General features: G+C 66.7%; 18 protein-coding genes. 10 read left to right on the top strand and 8 right to left on the bottom strand.

Annotation, left to right across the window (positions count from 1 at the left end; genetic code table 11):
• Positions 1-119: 119 nt before the first annotated feature.
• Positions 120-1,070 (top strand): omptin family outer membrane protease, encoded by a 951-nt coding sequence (locus tag AAFN46_RS10155; RefSeq protein WP_347808564.1) that lies wholly within the window; start codon positions 120-122, stop codon positions 1,068-1,070.
• A 162-nt stretch (positions 1,071-1,232) separates the two neighbouring features.
• Positions 1,233-1,649, top strand: a complete 417-nt coding sequence (locus AAFN46_RS10150) for an HPF/RaiA family ribosome-associated protein (protein ID WP_347808563.1) — start codon at positions 1,233-1,235, stop codon at positions 1,647-1,649.
• Between the two features lie 57 nt (positions 1,650-1,706).
• On the opposite strand, the gene AAFN46_RS10145 is transcribed toward AAFN46_RS10150, so the two are convergent.
• The gene (locus AAFN46_RS10145; RefSeq protein WP_347808562.1) at positions 1,707-1,988 is read right to left on the bottom strand and encodes a peptidylprolyl isomerase; all 282 of its coding nucleotides are present in this window, start codon (positions 1,986-1,988) and stop codon (positions 1,707-1,709) included.
• 50 nt (positions 1,989-2,038) lie between these two features.
• A complete protein-coding gene (locus AAFN46_RS10140; RefSeq protein WP_347808561.1) occupies positions 2,039-2,605 on the bottom strand; it encodes a GNAT family N-acetyltransferase in 567 nt (188 codons plus the stop codon).
• Between the two features lie 219 nt (positions 2,606-2,824).
• Here AAFN46_RS10140 and AAFN46_RS10135 point away from each other — a divergent pair, with 219 nt between their 5' ends.
• Positions 2,825-3,265, top strand: a complete 441-nt coding sequence (locus AAFN46_RS10135; protein ID WP_347808560.1) for a hypothetical protein — start codon at positions 2,825-2,827, stop codon at positions 3,263-3,265.
• Between the two features lie 157 nt (positions 3,266-3,422).
• Here AAFN46_RS10135 and AAFN46_RS10130 read toward each other — a convergent pair whose 3' ends face one another.
• Positions 3,423-4,247 carry a class I SAM-dependent methyltransferase gene (locus AAFN46_RS10130; RefSeq protein ID WP_347808559.1) on the bottom strand — a complete coding sequence of 275 codons (825 nt, stop codon included), beginning with the start codon at positions 4,245-4,247 and terminating at the stop codon, positions 3,423-3,425.
• 124 nt (positions 4,248-4,371) lie between these two features.
• On the opposite strand from AAFN46_RS10130, the gene AAFN46_RS10125 reads away from it, so the two are divergent.
• Positions 4,372-5,205, top strand: coding sequence for a CAP domain-containing protein (locus AAFN46_RS10125; RefSeq protein WP_347808558.1), 834 nt, complete (start codon positions 4,372-4,374; stop codon positions 5,203-5,205).
• Between the two features lie 97 nt (positions 5,206-5,302).
• Here the strand turns inward: AAFN46_RS10125 and AAFN46_RS10120 are convergent, their stop codons facing one another.
• Together AAFN46_RS10120 and AAFN46_RS10115 are read right to left on the bottom strand one after the other, a co-directional pair.
• On the bottom strand, positions 5,303-7,315 hold the full coding sequence (locus AAFN46_RS10120) for a U32 family peptidase (protein WP_347808557.1): 2,013 nt from the start codon (positions 7,313-7,315) through the stop codon (positions 5,303-5,305).
• A 104-nt stretch (positions 7,316-7,419) separates the two neighbouring features.
• The gene (locus AAFN46_RS10115; protein WP_347808556.1) at positions 7,420-7,947 is read right to left on the bottom strand and encodes a DUF2062 domain-containing protein; all 528 of its coding nucleotides are present in this window, start codon (positions 7,945-7,947) and stop codon (positions 7,420-7,422) included.
• Positions 7,948-8,222: 275 nt separating this feature from the next.
• On the opposite strand from AAFN46_RS10115, the gene AAFN46_RS10110 reads away from it, so the two are divergent.
• Together AAFN46_RS10110 and AAFN46_RS10105 are read left to right on the top strand one after the other, a co-directional pair.
• Positions 8,223-9,224, top strand: coding sequence for a sterol desaturase family protein (locus AAFN46_RS10110; RefSeq protein ID WP_347808614.1), 1,002 nt, complete (start codon positions 8,223-8,225; stop codon positions 9,222-9,224).
• Between the two features lie 64 nt (positions 9,225-9,288).
• Positions 9,289-9,999: a twin-arginine translocation pathway signal protein gene (locus AAFN46_RS10105; protein WP_347808555.1), complete on the top strand. Its 711-nt coding sequence runs from the start codon at positions 9,289-9,291 to the stop codon at positions 9,997-9,999.
• On the opposite strand, the gene AAFN46_RS10100 is transcribed toward AAFN46_RS10105, so the two are convergent.
• Both AAFN46_RS10100 and AAFN46_RS10095 read right to left on the bottom strand, forming a co-directional pair.
• A complete protein-coding gene (locus AAFN46_RS10100) occupies positions 9,992-10,291 on the bottom strand; it encodes a hypothetical protein (RefSeq protein WP_347808554.1) in 300 nt (99 codons plus the stop codon). The two genes, AAFN46_RS10105 and AAFN46_RS10100, sit on opposite strands and share 8 nt — an antisense overlap.
• 170 nt (positions 10,292-10,461) lie before the next feature.
• Positions 10,462-10,827, bottom strand: a complete 366-nt coding sequence (locus AAFN46_RS10095; RefSeq protein ID WP_347808553.1) for an STAS/SEC14 domain-containing protein — start codon at positions 10,825-10,827, stop codon at positions 10,462-10,464.
• Positions 10,828-10,980: 153 nt separating this feature from the next.
• Here AAFN46_RS10095 and AAFN46_RS10090 point away from each other — a divergent pair, with 153 nt between their 5' ends.
• The gene (locus tag AAFN46_RS10090) at positions 10,981-11,724 is read left to right on the top strand and encodes a class I SAM-dependent methyltransferase (RefSeq protein WP_347808552.1); all 744 of its coding nucleotides are present in this window, start codon (positions 10,981-10,983) and stop codon (positions 11,722-11,724) included.
• Between the two features lie 3 nt (positions 11,725-11,727).
• Here AAFN46_RS10090 and AAFN46_RS10085 read toward each other — a convergent pair whose 3' ends face one another.
• Complete coding sequence (locus AAFN46_RS10085) at positions 11,728-12,414, bottom strand: GNAT family N-acetyltransferase (RefSeq protein ID WP_347808551.1); 687 nt, start codon at positions 12,412-12,414, stop codon at positions 11,728-11,730.
• A gap of 137 nt (positions 12,415-12,551) precedes the next feature.
• Between AAFN46_RS10085 and AAFN46_RS10080 the strand changes: the two genes are divergently transcribed.
• The 3 genes from AAFN46_RS10080 (at position 12,552) to AAFN46_RS10070 (ending at position 17,898) form a co-directional block, all read left to right on the top strand.
• Positions 12,552-14,750, top strand: coding sequence for an OsmC domain/YcaO domain-containing protein (locus AAFN46_RS10080; RefSeq protein ID WP_347808550.1), 2,199 nt, complete (start codon positions 12,552-12,554; stop codon positions 14,748-14,750).
• A gap of 129 nt (positions 14,751-14,879) precedes the next feature.
• The gene (gene petA, locus AAFN46_RS10075) at positions 14,880-15,884 is read left to right on the top strand and encodes a ubiquinol-cytochrome c reductase iron-sulfur subunit (RefSeq protein ID WP_347808549.1); all 1,005 of its coding nucleotides are present in this window, start codon (positions 14,880-14,882) and stop codon (positions 15,882-15,884) included.
• A 265-nt stretch (positions 15,885-16,149) separates the two neighbouring features.
• Entirely contained in the window at positions 16,150-17,898 is a 1,749-nt protein-coding gene (locus tag AAFN46_RS10070; RefSeq protein WP_347808548.1) for a methyl-accepting chemotaxis protein, read from the top strand.
• Positions 17,899-17,979: the final 81 nt, after the last annotated feature.

Here is a 17,979-nt window from a genome sequence, read left to right as displayed (position 1 = left end):
GGCGGGGCGCATTGAGGGGGTGATTCTAACGGGTTGCGACGAGCCCGGCATCCGTGCCGCATGGATTGCGTCGGCTTGCCTGGCTGTTCAGAATTCGCGCTTTTTCAAGGAGAGAAACGATGCGTGCGACGAACTCACTGGCGATGGCGGCGGTGGTCCTCTGGCTCGGGGGCGCCCAGGCGGCGGCCCAGCTGGAGCGGGAGGCGAGCTGGAATTGGCAGGGGGCCGAGCTGAGCCTGGGTCTCGGTTACCTGACCGGCCGCTCCCAGGAGAAAGTCTATGACCCACAGAGCGGCGCCAAGATCAGCCAGCTGTTCTGGGAGATCGAGCAGGCGCCCACCCTGCACGCTGGGCTTGTCGTCGAGCCCAGGCCCTGGCTGGGCCTGAGCCTGAGCGGCTGGACCAAGCTGGACTCCGGCAACAGCACCATGACCGACTACGACTGGCTGGTCGAGGGCGAAGGCGCCTGGAGTGATCGCTCTTACCATCCCGATACTCGGCTGATGCGGGCCTACCAGGTGGATGCCGCGGCCAGTTTCTGGCTGCTGCGCGAGGACGACTGGCAGCTCGGCCTGCTGCTCGGCTATCAGCACACCCATTACAAGTGGGAGGCGAAGGGCGGCAGTTACACCTACTCCTCGGATTTCGGCTTTCGCGACCTGCAGGGCAATTTCCCCGACGGCGAGCTGGGCATCACCTACGAGCAGACCTACAAGGCACCCTACCTCGGTGTGGTCGGGCGCTATCGTTGGGGAGACTGGCAGATCGATGCCAGCCTCAGGGGCAGCCGCTGGGTGGATGCCGAGGACTACGACATCCACCACCAGCGTGACACTACCTTCACCGGTACCGGTGAAGGCTCGCACCTGCGCGCCGCCAGCCTGGGCCTGGCCTATAGCTTCAGCGAGCGGCTCAGCCTGCGCGGCCAGGTCGACTATCAGGAGTTCAGCGAAGGCAAGGGCAAGGTACGCATCGACGAGGGCGGTGTTCGCGAGATCGTCGAGGGTGATGCCGGTGGCATGTCCAACCGCACGACGCAGGGCAGTCTGGCGCTGCGCTATCGCTTCTGAGGCGCTGGCCCGCGGCCGCCCGGGGGAGCCCGGTGCGGCCGTGCAGAGCACGGCAAAAGTTTTTCGCCGTGCTTCCGGCTATTCACTTTACCCCTGGAGGGCGTAGTCTGGAGCTGCCGCCCTGGAGGCGGCTCATGGTTGAAGTTGAATAAGGAAGGCTTTATGCAAATCCAGGTTCACAGCGATAACCATATCGACGGCAGCGCCCGTCTCGTCAACTGGGTCAGCGCCACCCTCGGCAGCCAACTGGAGCGCTACGACGAGGAGCTGACCCGCGTGGTCGTGCATTTCAACGACGAAAACGGCAGCAAGGCCGGCGCCAACGACAAGCGCTGCCAGATCGAGGCGCGGCCCAAGGGGCTTCAGCCGCTATCCGTCACCCACAGGGCCGAGTCCCTGGAGTTCGCCTTCGACGGCGCCATGGCGAAGCTCGGCCACGCCCTCGAACACCAGATCGGCCGCTTGCGTGGCAAGCGCAGCCCGAGCCACCGCGATAGCGTCGAGAGCGGCAATCCGCTGCTGCGGGACATGCTGCTGGAAGAGGACTTCCTGGCCGAGCAGCGATTGCGCAGCAGCTAAGCCATTCACCACGAAAAACGCCGGCATCAGCCGGCGTTTTTGCATGTCCGCGGACCTTCAGTCCTGGCGGCTGGTGACTTCCACCAGGTGGTAGCCGAACTGGGTCTTCACCGGGCCCTGGACCACGCCGACCGGGGCGCTGAACACCACCTGATCGAATTCGCGAACCATCTGGCCCGGGCCGAAGCTACCCAGGTTGCCGCCGTCGCGGCTGGACGGGCAGGTGGAGTGTTCCTTCGCCAGCTGGGCGAAGTCGGCGCCGCCTTCGATGGCGGCCTTCAGTTCGTTGCACTTGGCTTCGCTGGAAACCAGGATGTGGCGGGCGCTGGCGCGGGGCATGGGATGTCCTCCTGTTGAATAGGGGGCAGAGCCTAGCGCAAAGGGCGGCGCTATGGCAGGTCGCCCGTCGCTACTGTGCGCTGCAGCCACTCCTCGCGGCTGATCTGCCAGATTTCGGTGGCGAGGCGACCGCCGACATAGTCGCTCTCGCTCACGTCGACCAGGCGCATGCCAAGGCGCTCTGAGATGCGTCGCGAGGCCCGGTTGGCCATGGCCTTGGGCGCGCGCAGCAGCGGCCGTTGCAGCACTTCGAACCAGTAGGCGGTCACCGCCGCGCAGGCCTCGCGCATCAGGCCCTGGCCCTGCCAGTGCGGGTCGAGCCAGAAGCCGCGGTTATCGTCCGGATTGTCGTAGAGGCTGATCAGGCCGATCAGGGTCTGCGGCTGCTGCCGCGGGAAGAGGCTCCAGTGCCATTCGCTGCCGCGGCGCATGGCCGGCAGGCAGAAGTCGCGCACATAGGTCAGGGCACCATCGGCCGGATAGGGCCAGGGCACCCGCTTGGCCAGGTAGCGGACGATCTGCCACTGCGGAAACAGGCGCTGGATGGCAGGCGCGTCGTCCAGCTGCAGCGGGCGCAGCGTCAGGCGGGCGGTGGTGAAGCTGGGGAGGTCGGGCATTTTCTGTCCTGTCGGCAATCCATTGCGGCCCATGGTGCCAGTCGCGCCAGCCTGTTCGCCAGTGCCGAGCGCCTGGGCGGCAAGGCCTTGCCCGGAGCGGCAAGGCATTTCCTGCCCGGGTACTGCAGAGATGCTCTGCAGGCCTTTAATCATGGGCTTTCGGGGATCTGGCCCGCATTCTGCTTCGCTAGTCGAAACGGACTCTCGCAGGGCACTGCCATGACCACCATCAACGGCACCGCGCCGCTGGCCAGCTACCTCGCCAGTGCCGCCAAGATCACCCCCGCCACTTCGGGCGCCAGTCAGGAGAGGCCCGCCGAGGGCAGCAAGGACCCCGTCGCCGAACTGCGCGCCCTGGCGCGGCAGCTGCTGGCGCGTGGCGAGGGCGGCCTGCTGCGCGCGCTCGACAGCGGCCGTGGTCTGCACCTCGGCGCCAGTCAGCGGGCGCAAGAATTGTCGAGCGGGATCGAGCTGCCCGATGTGGCGGCCATGGACCGCGACGATGCCGGCAAGCTGCTGGCCCAGGTGGAGAAACTGATCGACGCCGGCCTCGGCGACAGCGATGGCTTCGTCGGCTTCAACGACGGCCAGCGCACCGAGTCGCTGGCCACTTACCGCGACTGGCTGCAGGCACGCGGCGGCGTCAGCATCTACGTCTAGTGGCCTGTGCGGTTAATTCGTGCATTCAAGTTCGAGTGCCAGGGTTTGCCAGACTAGGCGCCGCGACGAGTCGTAGCAGAGCTACGGCGAGGAGCGGCAACGACGTATGGCGAAGCCTGGCGCCGAAATTGGATATTTGAATTAGCCAAACAGGCCACTAGTGGTCTCGCACCGCCTGCAGGCTGTAGCTCAGCGGCAGGCGCCAGCGCTCGCGCTGCAGCCGCCATTCGCCCAGCTCGTCCAGGCACATCTGCCCGGGCAGCGCCTCCCAGGGCAGGCTGTCGTGCTCCTCCAGCGCGGTCAGGCGCATGCCCTGGGCCAGCAGCGCGCCGATGACTTCGCCCAGGCCATGGTTCCACTCGTGAGTCAGGCTGGCGTTCAACTTGCCGTCGGTCTGTACATAGGTGCTGTCGTCGTCCCACACCAGCGGCTCCTCGCGCTCGAAGTAGGCATGGCGGATCACCAGTTCGTTCTGGCGCTCCTCGTCCAGCGCCATCGCCATCGGGTGCCATTCACGCATGAACAGCCGCCCGCCCGGCTTGAGCAGGCTGGCCACGGTGCGCGCCCAGGGTTCGATGCGCGGCAGCCAGTTGAGGGCGCCGATGCCGGTGTAGATCAGGTCGAAGGAGCCGGGCTGCAGCACCTGGGCGGCGTCGTAGACGGATGCCTCGACATAGTCGATGGCCGTGGCGCAACGCTCTGCCAGGCGGCGCGCCTCGGCGAGCGAGGCGGCGGAGAAGTCCAGGCCGGTCATCCGCGCGCCCAGGCGGGCGAGCGACAGGGTGTCGGTGCCGATATGGCATTGCAGATGCAGAGCGCGCAGCCCGGCGATGTCGCCCAGGCGCGGCAGATCGAAGCGCACCACCTCCGACAGGTGCTGCGGCTCGGCGACGAGGCGCTCCACTTGGTAGTCGACGGAGGCCGCGTGCAGGGGCGCACGCTCGTCCCAGTTGGCCTGGTTCAGCTTGAGGTAATCGGTCATGCGCGAACTCCTGTTCTCGGGCTATCCATGGACCGCCCAAGCTAGCCGTTGCGCACACCGGCGACAAGCTGCGCCAGCGGCGAAAATCGCGCATCATGCCGCCATCCGAACCCGGGAGGTGTGCATGCGCGTCAGCTCTTTCGTCCTGTTGTCCTTAGGCCTCTGCGCCACCGTCGCCCAGGCGGCCGACGAGGCCCGCCTGATCGAGGCGATCAACGCCTATCGCGGCCAGGTGCAGCGCTGCGCCGAACAGGCCTCGGCGGAACTGCCGCCGCTGAGCGGCGACCCGCGCCTGGTGCTGTCGGTGGCCGGCGGCGACCTGCAGGACGCCCTGGCGCGCACCGGCTACCCCATGGTCAATGTGCAGGCGATCACGCTGTCGGGGCCGCGCGACGCCCAGTCGGCCATGCAGGCGCTGCGCGAAAGCTTCTGCCGGGTGCTGCTCGATCCGCAGTTCGTCGATATCGGCGTCAGCCGCGCCGAGCGCGACTGGCGCATCGTCCTGGCCCGCCCGCTGCTCGGCGGGCGCCTGGGCGATTGGCAGGCGGAAGGGCAGAAGCTGCTGGAGCGGATCAACGCGGCCCGCGCCCAGGCCCGCCAGTGCGGCGGCCAGCCCTATGCCGCCGGCGCGCCACTGGCCTGGAATGCCACCCTGGCCAGCACGGCGCAGAGCCACAGCCGCGCCATGGCCAACGGTAACTACTTCGACCACCGCGACCGCGACGGCCGCACCCCCGGCGACCGCGCCGAGCTGGCCGGCTACGCGGGCGGGATGATTGGCGAGAATATCGCCGCCGGCCTGGACGCGGCGGACCGGGTGGTGGCCGGCTGGCTGGCCAGCCCCGGGCACTGCGCCAACCTGATGAACCCCGCGTTCAGCGAACTGGGCGCCGCCTATGCGGTGGACCCCAAGAGCGACGCCGGCATCTACTGGACAGCGCTGTTTGGCGCGCCCTGAGCGCCGCCAGGCAGGTATAGGAAAACGCCGCACTGGCTGGGCGGCGCGGCGTTTCTCGCGGGCGCTGGAACTGGCGTGGCCGGCCGGAACGTCACCGTCAGTGGCTGTAGCCCGGCTTGTTGCGGATGGTCTTGAGCAGGTCTTCCGGGCTGATGCTGGCGACCATCTTGCTGTGCGCCGCGCTGCCCGGCTGCGGCAGGTCGAGGATATGCCCCTTCATCTTGCCGACCACGTGCATCTCGCAGGGCTTGCAGTCGAACTTCAGGGTCAGCACCTCGTCGCCCTGGACCAGCTGCATCGGCGCGACCTTGGTCTTCACTCCCGTTACGCCCTTGGCCTGCTTGGGGCAGAGGTTGAAGGAGAAGCGCAGGCAGTGCTTGGTGATCATCACCGGCACTTCGCCTTCTTCCTCGTGGGCCTCGTAGGCCGCGTCGATCAGCTGCACGCCGTGGCGGTGGTAGAAGTCGCGGGCCTTCTGGTTGTACACGTTGTAGAGAAACGACAGGTGCGACTCGGGGTACACCGGCGCAGGAATCGCCTCGGCCTTGCGCGAGCCGCGCGGATGGGCGGCCACGCGTGCCTCGGTCAGCTTGTCGATGGCCTCGCGGCGCAGGGCCTTGAGCTGCGAGTTGGGCACGAACAAGGCCTGCGGGGCATCCAGCGCCACGTCCAGAGCGTGGTAGTCGGTGGTGCCGAGCTGGGTCAGCAGGTCGCGCAGGCCGTCCAGTGCCTGCTCAGGTTTGTTGGCCAGGCCGAACGGGCCGGGAAGCTCTACATCGACGCTGATGCCTTCCTCGCTGGTGGCGGTCAGTTTCAGCTGCTCTTCGCGTAGCGAAACCTTCCAGCTAACGCCGATACGGCGTTCGGCCGAAGTCTTGAGCAGCGCCTGCTGCCAGTTATGGTCCAGGTTGCGGGAGAGCGGATGGTTGGGGCGCAGGCGCAGCAGGCCCTCGGGCATCTCGTTGGGTTCGACGCGGTAGCGGTAGCGCTTCTCGCCGTCTTCCTCGAACTCATTTTTCAGCTCGGCGATATTGGCGCGAAAACCCACCACCTCGCGCTTGACCAGCACGTTGAGGCCGTCGCCGTTGGACAGCGGGGTATCGGTGACGGCGATCAGGTCGCGCTTATTCACTTTCTCAACAAAGCCCACAGCCAGGCCGGTGAAGGTCGGCGAGTCGAAGGCGCCGATGTCGACCTTGCGCTCGGTGACGAAGTAGTCGGTGCTGCCGCGGTGGAAGGTCTTGTCCGGATCGGGCACGAAGAAGTGCGCGGTGCGGCCGCTGGAGGCGCGAGCGAGGTCCGGGCGGTCTTCGAGGATGGCGTCGAGCAGCTGGCGGTAGTGGGCGGTGATGTTCTTCACGTAGCCCATGTCCTTGTAGCGCCCCTCGATCTTGAACGAGCGCACGCCGGCCTCGACCAGGGCGCGCAGGTTGGCGCTCTGGTTGTTGTCCTTCATCGACAGCAGGTGTTTCTCGTAGGCGATCACCCCGCCTTTCTCGTCCTTCAGGGTGTAGGGCAGGCGGCAGGCCTGCGAGCAGTCGCCGCGGTTGGCGCTGCGCCCGGTCTGCGCATGGGAGATGTTGCACTGGCCGGAGAAGGCCACGCACAGCGCGCCGTGGATGAAGAACTCGATGGCCGCGTCGGTGGCCTCACTGATGCGGCGGATTTCCTGCAGGTTCAGCTCGCGCGCCAGCACCAGCTGGGAGAAACCGGCCTGGTCGAGGAACTTGGCCCGTTCCAGGGTGCGGATATCGGTCTGGGTGCTGGCATGCAGCTCGATGGGCGGAATATCCAGCTCCATCACCCCCATGTCCTGCACGATCAGCGCATCGACGCCGGCGTCGTAGAGCTGGTGGATCAGTGTGCGCACCTGCTCCAGCTCGTCGTCGTGGAAGATGGTGTTGAGGGTGGTGAACACCCGCGCGTGGTAGCGGCGGGCGAACTTCACCAGCTCGGCGATATCGCTGACCTCGTTGCAGGCGTTGTGCCGCGCGCCGAAGCTCGGCCCGCCGATGTACACGGCATCGGCCCCATGCAGGATGGCCTCGCGGGCGATGCTCACATCGCGGGCAGGGCTGAGCAGTTCCAGATGGTGTTTGGGCAGGGACATGGCGGTTCTTCTTTATTCAGGCGCGGCACGGCGAGGCGCGCATTGTAGCGGGGCGCGGGGAGGGTGGCACGGCGAGATGCCGGGCGGTGTGCCCGGCGCGGGAGTCAGGGCTGCCGTCGGCGCCGCTTGCGCAGCTGTTCGAGCGTCACCCACAGCAGGCTGATCAGCAGGTACATGCCCAGCCCGCCGATGCAGGCGAACACGGCCAGGCCGGTGATCAGCGGTGCGCCGACATCGCCGATGCGCTGCCAGATCGAGCGCTGGTCGGCGGCCGGCTCCAGCGGCACCGGCAGCTCCGGCGCGGCCTCGACCTCGGCACCGGTGAGGCGCGCGCCGACCCGGTAGGCGGCGTAGTAGACCGGGGCGAAGGTGACCGGGTTGGTCACCAGGGTGCTGGCCGCCGCCGCCGGCACGTTGGCTCGCAGCACCACGGCGGCACCGACCGAGAAGGGAATCTGGGCGATGGGGATGAGCAGGCCGAAGAAGATGCCGATGCTCACGCCCAGCGCCACGCCATGCCGCGACCAGACCCACAGGTGGGTGTGGTGCAGGAAGGGCCCCAGCCAGCGCAGGAAGCGATTGCGGGCGAGTTGTTCACGGCTGGGCAGGTGGCGGGCGAGAAAAGGCGGCATGGAGGACTACGAATGACGGACGGCGGGAGACTCTTTTACCCCAAGCGACTGGCCACGGCATGTGCGGGCGAGCGCGCAAGGATTACCGCATGTTACCCCGGCCGGAATCACGCGAGATAGGCCTTCAATCGGCCACCGGCCGTACGGCGCTGTCGCGACTTCGCGGCGCAGGGCGGGCACCGAGTCCGACGAATTGCTGCGAATTCGCATTTGCTAACGATTGATCCTTGCTTATCATTGCGCCGCTTCTCATCGGGGGGTGGTGTGTGGAAGAGTTGTTGCCGCTCTACGAGCAGGCGGGCGTGCTGCTGGCCGCACTGATCAAGCAGGTCAGGGGGCTGTTCGACCTTAACGGGCGCATCGGCGTCTTCTTCATCGGCCTGTCCTATGGCGTGGCCTATCTGCTGTATCGCCGGCGGCGCCACCTGGGGCAGAGCGAGGCGCGTTCCTTCTGGCAGTTCATCGGTGGCAGCCGCGTGCACCTGCACCCCTCGGCACTGCTCGACTACCGCTACTACTTCGTGCGCGTGCTGCTCAAGCTGTTGCTGGTGCTGCCGATCATCGGCCTGGTCGACCCCTATGTGCTGCGCTCGGCCGATTACGCGGCCTTCTTCACCCGACTCTGGGGCGCGCGCCCGCAACTCGGCGAGAACCTCGGCCTGAGCCTGCTCTACGGCCTGGGCGTGTTCCTGATCAGCGACTTCGCCAGCTACTGGACCCACCGCGCCTTCCATACCCGCTGGCTGTGGGAATTCCACAAGGTGCATCACGCCGCGCCGGTGCTGGTGCCGCTGACCGCCAGCCGCGTGCATTTCGTCGAGAAGATCGTCGACAGCCTGTTCACTGCCGTGCTGCTCGGCGCCTATGCCGGCACCTTCTGGTACCTGTGCGGCGGCGAAGTCAGCCGCTACACCCTGTTCGGCGTGACCTACCTGGTGTTCGTCTTCAACTGTCTGGCCGCCAACCTGCGCCACAGCCACGTCTGGCTGTCGTTCGGGCCCCGTCTGGAGCATCTGATCAACAGCCCGGCGCAGCACCAGATCCACCACAGCGACGCGCCACACCACTTCCACAAGAACTTCGGCACCAACCTGTCGATCTGGGACTGGATGTTCGGCACCCTCTACACCACCACGGCCGAGCCGGAGCGCCTCAACTTCGGCACCGCCGAGCGTGACCCGCATCGCTACCTGACCCTCTACAGCCTGACCCTGCGGCCTTTCGTCGACACCGCGCACAAGCTGTTCGCCGCGTATCGGTCTCGCGTGCCGGGTTGAGTGGCGCGCCGCCTATACTGAAGCGGCACAGGGGTGCTCCGCAGGCTGCGGCCGGGAGGTGGGCGTGGACAAGCGGCAACAGGCAGGCGCGGGCCTTACGCGGCGCCACTTTCTCTATGGTGGATTGATCCTCGGTGGCGGTCTGCTGGCCGCTCCGGCGCTGGCGGGGCAGGGCTGCCGCATCGCCAGCGGCGATATCCTCGGGCCCTACTACCGTTTCGGCGCACCCTTTCTGGCCAGGCTGGCCGGATCGCAGGAGCCTGGCGAGCGCCTGGTGGTGAGCGGCACCGTGCTCAGCGCCGACTGCCGCACGCCCGTGCCCAACGCCCTGGTCGAGGTCTGGCAGGCCAACAGTGTCGGCCTGTACGACACCCAGACGCCAGGCAACTACACCGACAAGGGCAACTTCCACCTGCGCGGCATGCTCTACACCGATGCCCAGGGCCGCTATCGCATCGAGACGGTGATGCCCGGGCGCTACCCGGTGCCAGCGAACCTGCCGGGGCTGGAACAGTACGGTGGAAACACCCGGCCGGCGCATATCCACTTCCGGGTGATGGAGGCGCTGCACGTGCCGGTGACCCTGCAGCTGTACTTCGCCGGCGACCCCTACATCGCCAAGGCCCCCTGGGCCAGCGAGCATCCGGACAACGTGATCGAATTGCGGGCCGAAGGCGCGGGGCGCAGCGGGGTGTTCGACATCGTCCTGGCGCAGGGCTTGCGGACGTCGGCGCGAGCTACTGGTCGCACGGTCGGCAGACCGGGTCTTATTTGACGCTGGCGAGGCGCTGGTCGGTGAACACGCAGACCACGCCGGCGCGGTTGTGCATCACCTCATGAGCGAAGTCGCAGTAAGCCGCCGCCACGCTCAGCGCCATCTGCTCGGTGATCAGCTGGCCGTTCTCCGGGCGGAACCAGGCCATCTGCCCGGCCTTGCAGCGCTCGGCCTGGGCATCGGTGTTGTAGACGCAGAGTTTGCTCTGCACTTCGTCCGGTTTCTGCTCGAAGCAGGCGGCGAGCGACAGGGCGACGACGCTCAGCAGGCACAGGCGGACAAGGGTGGGCATGCTCGGGTTCTCGCTGGGGGGCAGGGAGACGCTTAGGGGCGTGCATGGAGGCAAGGTTCCGCAGCATCCCGCGAATCTGTCGCGGTTGTGAACCCTGCACGGCCCGGCAGGCGCAGAAACACCCGGGGCATCAGGCCGCCCCGCAGTGCGGGATGGCGTGGCGTGGCGTGCTAGCTACGCAACCAGGCTTCGGCACTCTCCTCCTGGTCCCGGGCGAAGGCCTTGATCTTCAGACCCGGGATCAGGGCACCCTCGATCTCGCTGGCGGTGCGCAACCACTGCTTGTCGGCCACCACGGCCATGCGCTCGAAGCGCCGGGCGAAGCGGATCATGCGCGGCAGGCGCGTCATCTCCTCGCCGAAGGCGCCCAGGGTCGGCAGCTTGAACTCGCCGATGCGGTAGAGCATACGGCCGTGCTCGATGCCCTCGGCCTGGCGCTCCAGCTCGTCCAGCGCGCTGCGCATCTCGGCGCGGTCGAGCTTGCCGGCGAAGTCCACATCGAGACGGTTATCGCCTTGTCGTTTCACCTGGAACATGGCCCATCCTCCCTCGGCTGTTTCTCCCACCATACGCCGGCTGCGCAAACGCGGCGTTTTCTGGACGATTGGTCGGTCGGCTTCAGCTCGCGCGCGGCGGCTTGGGATATGATGCGCCGCCCTCCAGCTTGCCCCTCTGACTCGCAGGTTCCCATGCCCGGCAATGCGCTCTATACCGACCTGTCGGGTTACTACGATCTGATGTGCGCGGACATCGACTACCAGGCGCAGAGCCGCAGTGTGCAGCGCCTGATGCAGCTGTTCGGCAATGGCGGCAGGCGCCATCTCGACCTGGCCTGCGGAACCGGCCCGCATGTGCGGCACTTCCTCGATGCCGGCTACTGCAGCAGCGGCCTGGACATCAACCAGCCGATGCTCGACCGCGCCGCCCTGCGTTGCCCGCAGGCGCGTTTCAGCCTGCAGGACATGTGCGCCTTCCGCGTGGACGAGGCGCAGGACCTGATCACCTGCTTCCTCTATTCGATCCACTACAGCGCCAGCATCGCGCGCCTCAAGGCCTGCATCGCCAGCGCCCATGCCGCCCTGGCCGCAGGCGGGCTGCTGTGCTTCAACGCGGTGGACAAGCACAGGATCGACAACGCCTCGTTCGTCTCGCACAGCGCGCGGCATGCCGATGGCCTGTTCACCTTCGGCTCCGGCTGGCACTACCGCGGCGAGGGCGAACAGCAGGCGCTGCGCCTGCGCATCGAGCGGCAGCAGGACGACCGGCATCAGGTGTGGCACGACGAGCACCCGATGGTGGCGGTGAGCTTCGCCGAGTTGCAGGCGCTGCTGCAGCCGCATTTCGAGGTGCAGGTTTTCGCCCACGACTACCAGAAGATCATTCCCTGGGACGGCGCCAGCGGCAACGCGCTGTTCGTCTGCGTCAAGCGCTGAGGCTCAGTGCAGGCGCCGGCGCTGTTGCACCAGCGCCTCGGCCTGGTAGGCCAGCTGGTCGAGCAGGCGGTCGCGCTGCTTCTCGGCGTCGCGCATGGCCTTTTGGCCGTGCTGCTTGAGCAGATAGGCATGGATCTGCCGGACTTCCTTGGACTGGAAGATCGGCGCCAGATCCTGCACCGCGACCAGGCCGTCCGAGGCCTGGTCGCGGCTGTTCATCAGCACCTGCGGCCCGCGCGCGCCCAGCACCTGAAAGCCCATGGCCTCGAAGGTCGGCACGCGGCTGGCTACGCAGGCCAGCGCGGCATGCGGGTGCAGCAGCTGCATCTGCGCCAGCATGGCGCGGGCGATGCCGCGGCGCCGGTGGCTGGGCTGCACCGCCAGGTAGAGCAGGGTGCAGGCGTCGGCATCGTCCGGGCTGGGCAGGTAGAGGGCGAAGCCCAGCACGCGGGACGGGTCCTCATCGTCCAGCGCCAGGATCAGCCGCGCGCAGCTGGCCGGGTCGCCGCCCATGGCCTGCAGGTACAGGTGCACCTCGAAGCCGATCACGTACTGGTACAGCTGGTACAGCGGGTTGCTGGGGGCGAGCGGTGCCGGGCTGAGATCGCCGAAGCAGTCCACCACCATCTGCAGCACCTGGCTGTTCAGGGACTCGGGCGGCGGGGTGGTCAGGTGGGTCAGGGTGAACATGGAAGGCGTGGCTCCGGGCAGGCCCGATCGGGGTGGGCATTGTAACGCCTCTGGCGTGTCTCCCAGGCGGTACAAGACTTCCCGCGCAAAAGCCGGATAATGGCGGCCTTTTCGTCTCGCCTGCGTTCGGTAGCCCCATGGAAATCAAGGTCAACTTTCTCGACAACCTCCGTCTCGAAGCCAAGTTCGATGACTTCACGGTGATCGCCGACCAGCCCATCCGCTACAAGGGCGACGGCTCGGCGCCGGGGCCGTTCGACTACTTCCTGGCGTCCTCGGCGCTGTGCGCGGCCTACTTCGTCAAGCTGTACTGCCAGACGCGGGGCATCCCCACGGATAATATCCGCCTGTCGCAGAACAACATCGTCGACCCGGACGACCGCTACAAGCAGATCTTCAAGATCCAGGTCGAGCTGCCGGCGGACATCTCCGAGAAGGACCGCATCGGCATCCTGCGCTCCATCGACCGCTGCACCGTGAAGAAGGTGGTGCAGACCGGCCCCGACTTCGTCATCGAGGAAGTGGAAAACCTCGATGCCGACGCCCAGGCCCTGCTGATCCCGGCGCTGACCGCAGGCCCGGGCACGCGCATTCTCGGCAAGGACCTGCCGCTGGAGCAGACCATCGCCAACATGTCCGGCATCCTCGCCGAGCTGGGGATGAAGATCGAGATCGCCTCCTGGCGCAACATAGTGCCCAACGTCTGGTCGCTGCATATCCGCGACGCCCAGTCGCCGCTGTGCTTCACCAACGGCAAGGGCGCGAGCAAGGAGAGCGCGCTGGCCTCGGCGCTGGGCGAGTTCATCGAGCGGCTGAACTGCAACTTCTTCTACAACGACCAGTTCTGGGGCGAGGAGATCGCGGGCGCCGACTTCGTGCATTACCCCAACGAGCGCTGGTTCAAGCCGGGCCCGCGCGACGCGTTGCCGGAGGAGATCCTCGACGACTACTGCCTGGCCATCTACAACCCGGACGGCGAGCTGCGCGGCTCGCACCTGTACGACACCAACTCCGGCAACAAGGCGCGCGGCATCTGCTCGCTGCCCTTCGTGCGCCAGTCGGACGGCGAGACGGTGTACTTCCCGTCCAACCTGATCGAGAACCTCTACCTGTCCAACGGCATGAGCGCCGGCAACACCCTGGCCGAAGCGCAGGTGCAGTGCCTGTCGGAAATCTTCGAGCGCGCGGTCAAGCGCGAGATTCTGGAAAACGAGCTGGCCCTGCCGGACGTGCCGCAGGAAGTGCTGGCCAAGTACCCGGGCATAGTCGCCGGGATCAAGGGCCTGGAGGAGCAGGGCTTCCCGGTGCTGGTCAAGGACGCATCCCTGGGTGGCGAATTCCCGGTGATGTGCGTGACCCTGATGAACCCGCGCACCGGCGGCGTGTTCGCCTCCTTCGGCGCCCACCCGAGCTTCGAGGTGGCGCTGGAGCGCAGCCTCACCGAACTGCTGCAGGGGCGCAGCTTCGAGGGCCTCAACGACCTGCCGCAGCCGACCTTCGAGAGCCAGGCGCTGACCGAGCCGAACAACTTCGTCGAGCACTTCATCGACTCCAGCGGCGTGGTGTCCTGGCGCTTCTTCAGCGCCAGGGCCGACTACGAGTTCGTCGAATGGGACTTCTCCGGCCAGGGCGAGGACTCGAACCAGCAGGAGGCGGCGACCCTGTTCGGCATCCTCGAAGACATGGGCAAGGAGGTGTACATGGCCGTGTACGACGACCTCGGTGCCAACGCCTGCCGCATCCTGGTGCCGGGCTACTCGGAGATCTACCCGGTCGAGGACCTGATCTGGGACAACACCAACAAGGCGCTGATCTTCCGCTCCGACATCCTCAACCTGCACAGCCTGAGCGACCTGCGTCTGAAGAGCCTGCTCAAGAGCCTGGAGCAGTGCGAGGTCGATGACTACACCGATATCAGTACCCTGATCGGCATCGAGTTCGACGACAACACCGTCTGGGGCCAGCTGACCATCCTCGAACTCAAGCTGCTGATCTATCTCGCCCTGAAGAAGTTCGACGAGGCCAAGGCGCTGACCGAGGCCTTCCTGCAGTACAACGACAACAGCGTCGAGCGCGGCCTGTTCTACCAGGCGCTCAACGTGGTGCTGGAAGTGCAGCTGGACGACGACCTGGAGCTGGCCGACTATGAGGCCAACTTCCGTCGCATGTTCGGCGATGAACGCATGGATGCGGCCATAGGTTCGGTCAACGGCAGCGTGCGTTTCCATGGCCTGACCCCCACCAGCATGAAGCTGGAGGGCCTGGACAAGCACCTGCGCCTGATCGACAGCTACAAGAAGCTGCATGCCGCCAGAGCCAGGGCGGCCTCCGTCTAGCGGGGGCGGGGCGAGCGCGAGCCGTGACAGTGGCCACGGCTTGCGCCGATGGGGCGGGTTAGCCTCTGCCGGGCCGATATGGGTGGCAGCCGTCGCTTGCCCACTCGACCTCATCCACAGGGAAGAATCATGAACACAAGGAATGTCGCGTTTTGCGCCTTCAGCCTGTTGGCGCTGTGCCTGGCCGTGAATGCATGGGTCTGGCTTCTCTACCTGGGCACCCTCTGGCAAACCCAGGCGCTGGTCTCCCTGAGCGATCTGCTGCATAGCGTCGGCCCGCTGAAGACGGCCCTGACGGCCTTTGTGGTTCTGCTGGTGCCCGCGCTCCTGGCGGGCTTTCTCCTGCGCGACAGGCTGTCAATGGGGCCGCGCATCGCTATTCACGCTCTGCTGGGGGGCGTCTGCGGCCTGCTCTATCTGCTCTTCCTGTTCGGCCAGGTCCCGCTCTATGCCCTGCAGCAGGCGGCGCTCTATCTCGCTGCCGGCAGCCTGGCCGGCCTGGTCAACGGCGGCGTGCTGGAGCTGGCGCCCGGAGCGCACCGCCCGGCGCCGGATGACGTTTCCTGCCGGCGCCGCAAGCTGCTCGGCTCGCTGGGGCTGTTCGCCGGCGGGGCCGGGGCGCTGGGCTCGCTGTTCGGGCCCTGGCAGCTGTGGAAGAGGCGCAACGATTATCTCGATGTGGATATCAGCGGCCTGCAGGAAGGCCAGATGATGACGGTGGAACTGGCGAGAAAGCCCGTGTGGATTGTCCGCCGCTCGGCGCAAGCGCTGCGCCTGCTCGAGGAGCAGAACCCGCGCCTGCTCGACCCGCTGTCCGAGTCGTCGCAACAACCCGAGCAGGCACGCAACGCGCATCGCTCGTTGCGGCCGGAGTACTTCATCGCCTACGGCATCTGCACGCACCTGGGATGCATTCCCGAGTACCGGGCGCAGGACAGCGCCGGCCAGATGCCTTCCCCGTACCCCGGGCCACAGTTCTTCTGCCCCTGCCACGGCGGCGTCTTCGACCTGGCCGGTCGGGTCTACCAGAACATGCCGCCGCCCAGGAATCTGGAGGTGCCGGAGCACGAGTTCCTCTCCGCGCAGATCGTCCGCCTGCATGCCCCCTCGTTGGCGCAGGAGTGGCGTCGCTAGCGCCAGCGGCGATAATCGACAGGCGAGGGCTGCAAGAGGCATCGCGGCGCCTCGGTCGCCAGGGAGGAGCGACAAGGAGAAATAGGAATCTGACCCCCTTGCCAAGTTATTCAACCTGAACAAAGCTGTGACAGGTGTCGCACCAGTTAAGTGCGGACACATCGCCAATGCACACCTTTCGCTCACTGCCAGAGAGACGAAGCAGGCGGGCAGTTCCCCCGCCTTTCTGACAGGAAGTCATCCAGCTCCGCTAAGGAGGGCCGCCATGTCTGTTCAACGCCTGTTTTCCCTGATTTTTGCCGCCATCATTCTCTGCACCAGCCTGCTGGCGATTCTGGTCATCCTGATGATCCGCAATCAGGGCCAGCTGACCGAAAGCCAGGAAAATCGCTACCAGTCCTACCTGCTGGCCGATGAGCTGCGCCAGAGCTCCGATGACCTCACCCGCCTGGCGCGCACCTATGCGGTCAGCGGCGAGCCGCGCTACGAGGAGCAATACTGGCAAGTGCTGGATATCCGCAATGGCAAGCTGCCGCGCCCGCAGCAGTACGAACGGCTGTACTGGGACTTCATCGCCGCCGGCCAGCCGGTCACGCGTGGCACCGGTGAGACCGTGTCCCTGCTCGAACTGATGCGCCGCCAGGGTTTCAGCGAGGCCGAGCTGGCCAAGCTGGCCGAGGCCCAGGCCAATTCCGACCATCTGGTGCAGATCGAAACCGTCGCGATGAATGCCGTCAAGGGCCTGTTCGCCGATGGCCAGGGCGGTTTCACCCGCAAGGGCGAGCCCGACCTGGCCATGGCCAGCCGGCTGATGCATAACGCCGAATATCACCAGGAAAAGGCCAAGATCATGCGCCCGGTGGACGACTTCTACGCCCTGCTGGACCAGCGCACCGGCGCTGCCGTGGCCCACTATAGCCGCATAGGTGAGCGCTATATGGTCGCCGTCAGCACTGTGGTCGTGCTGCTGGTGGCGATCTCCGCGCTGGGCATAGTGGCGATCCGGCGCAAGGTCAGCGGCGCCCTGTTGCGCCTGAGCGACGAGGCCCGCAAGGTGGCCGCCGGCGAGCTGGGCGCCCATCACGACGGGCAAAGCAGTGGCGAGTTCGGCGTGCTCTCGCATTCCTTCGGTCAGATGGTCGGCAAGTTGCGGGAGATCGTCAGCAGTGTGGTGCATTCCAGCACCCAGCTGAGCGTTTCCGCCTCGCAGCTGACCAGCACTACGACGTCCACCCAGCACAACCTCCTGCAGCAGGAGCAGCACACCACCGAGGTGGCCGCCGCCATGGCCGAAATGGCCGCGACCGTGCAGGAGGTCGCCCGCCATTCGAGCCAGACCGCCGATGCCGCGCAGCGCGCCGATCAGGCCGCCAATAACGGGCAGCAACTGGTGGGGCAGATGGTCGGCTCGATCAGAGCCCTGTCCCAAGAGATCGACGATGCCGCCACTGTGGTGCAGGCCCTGGCTCAGGACACCGCCAACATCGGCGGCATCCTCGACGTCATCCGAGGCATCGCCGAGCAGACCAACCTGCTGGCGCTCAATGCCGCCATCGAGGCTGCGCGCGCGGGCGACCAGGGCCGCGGCTTTGCCGTGGTCGCCGACGAGGTGCGCTCGCTGGCCAAGCGCACCCAGGACTCCACCATGGAAATCCAGGGCATGATCGAGCGTCTGCAGAGCGGCGCGCAGAAGGCCGCCAGCGTCATGGGGCAAAGCCGCGTCCAGGCGGAGACGGGGGCCGACCAGGCCGTGGAGGCCGGGCATGCCCTGGATATCATCACCGCGGCCAACCGCGAGATCAGCGAAATGGCCATTCAGATCGCCAGCGCGGCCGAGCAACAGGCGGCCGTGGCCAATGACATCAGCCAGCGCATCGAGATGATCCGCGACCTGGCCAGCGACAACAGCGAAGGCTCCAACGAAGTCACCGAGGCCAGTCAGAGTCTCGCCGTGCTGGCCGAGCGCCTGCATGCCCAGGTGCGCCACTTCAATCTGGGTACGGGCTCCAGCTGAGCGCGGCGCTCCCGGCATGACGCAGCCTGTCCATGGCAGGCTGCGCTGTGGCAGCGCCGCGCAAGCCCGCATGAGATGCCC

The organism is Pseudomonas sp. CAU 1711 (genome assembly GCF_039888625.1).
Lineage (GTDB): Bacteria > Pseudomonadota > Gammaproteobacteria > Pseudomonadales > Pseudomonadaceae > Aquipseudomonas.
This window is presented reverse-complemented; position numbering and strand designations above follow the sequence as displayed.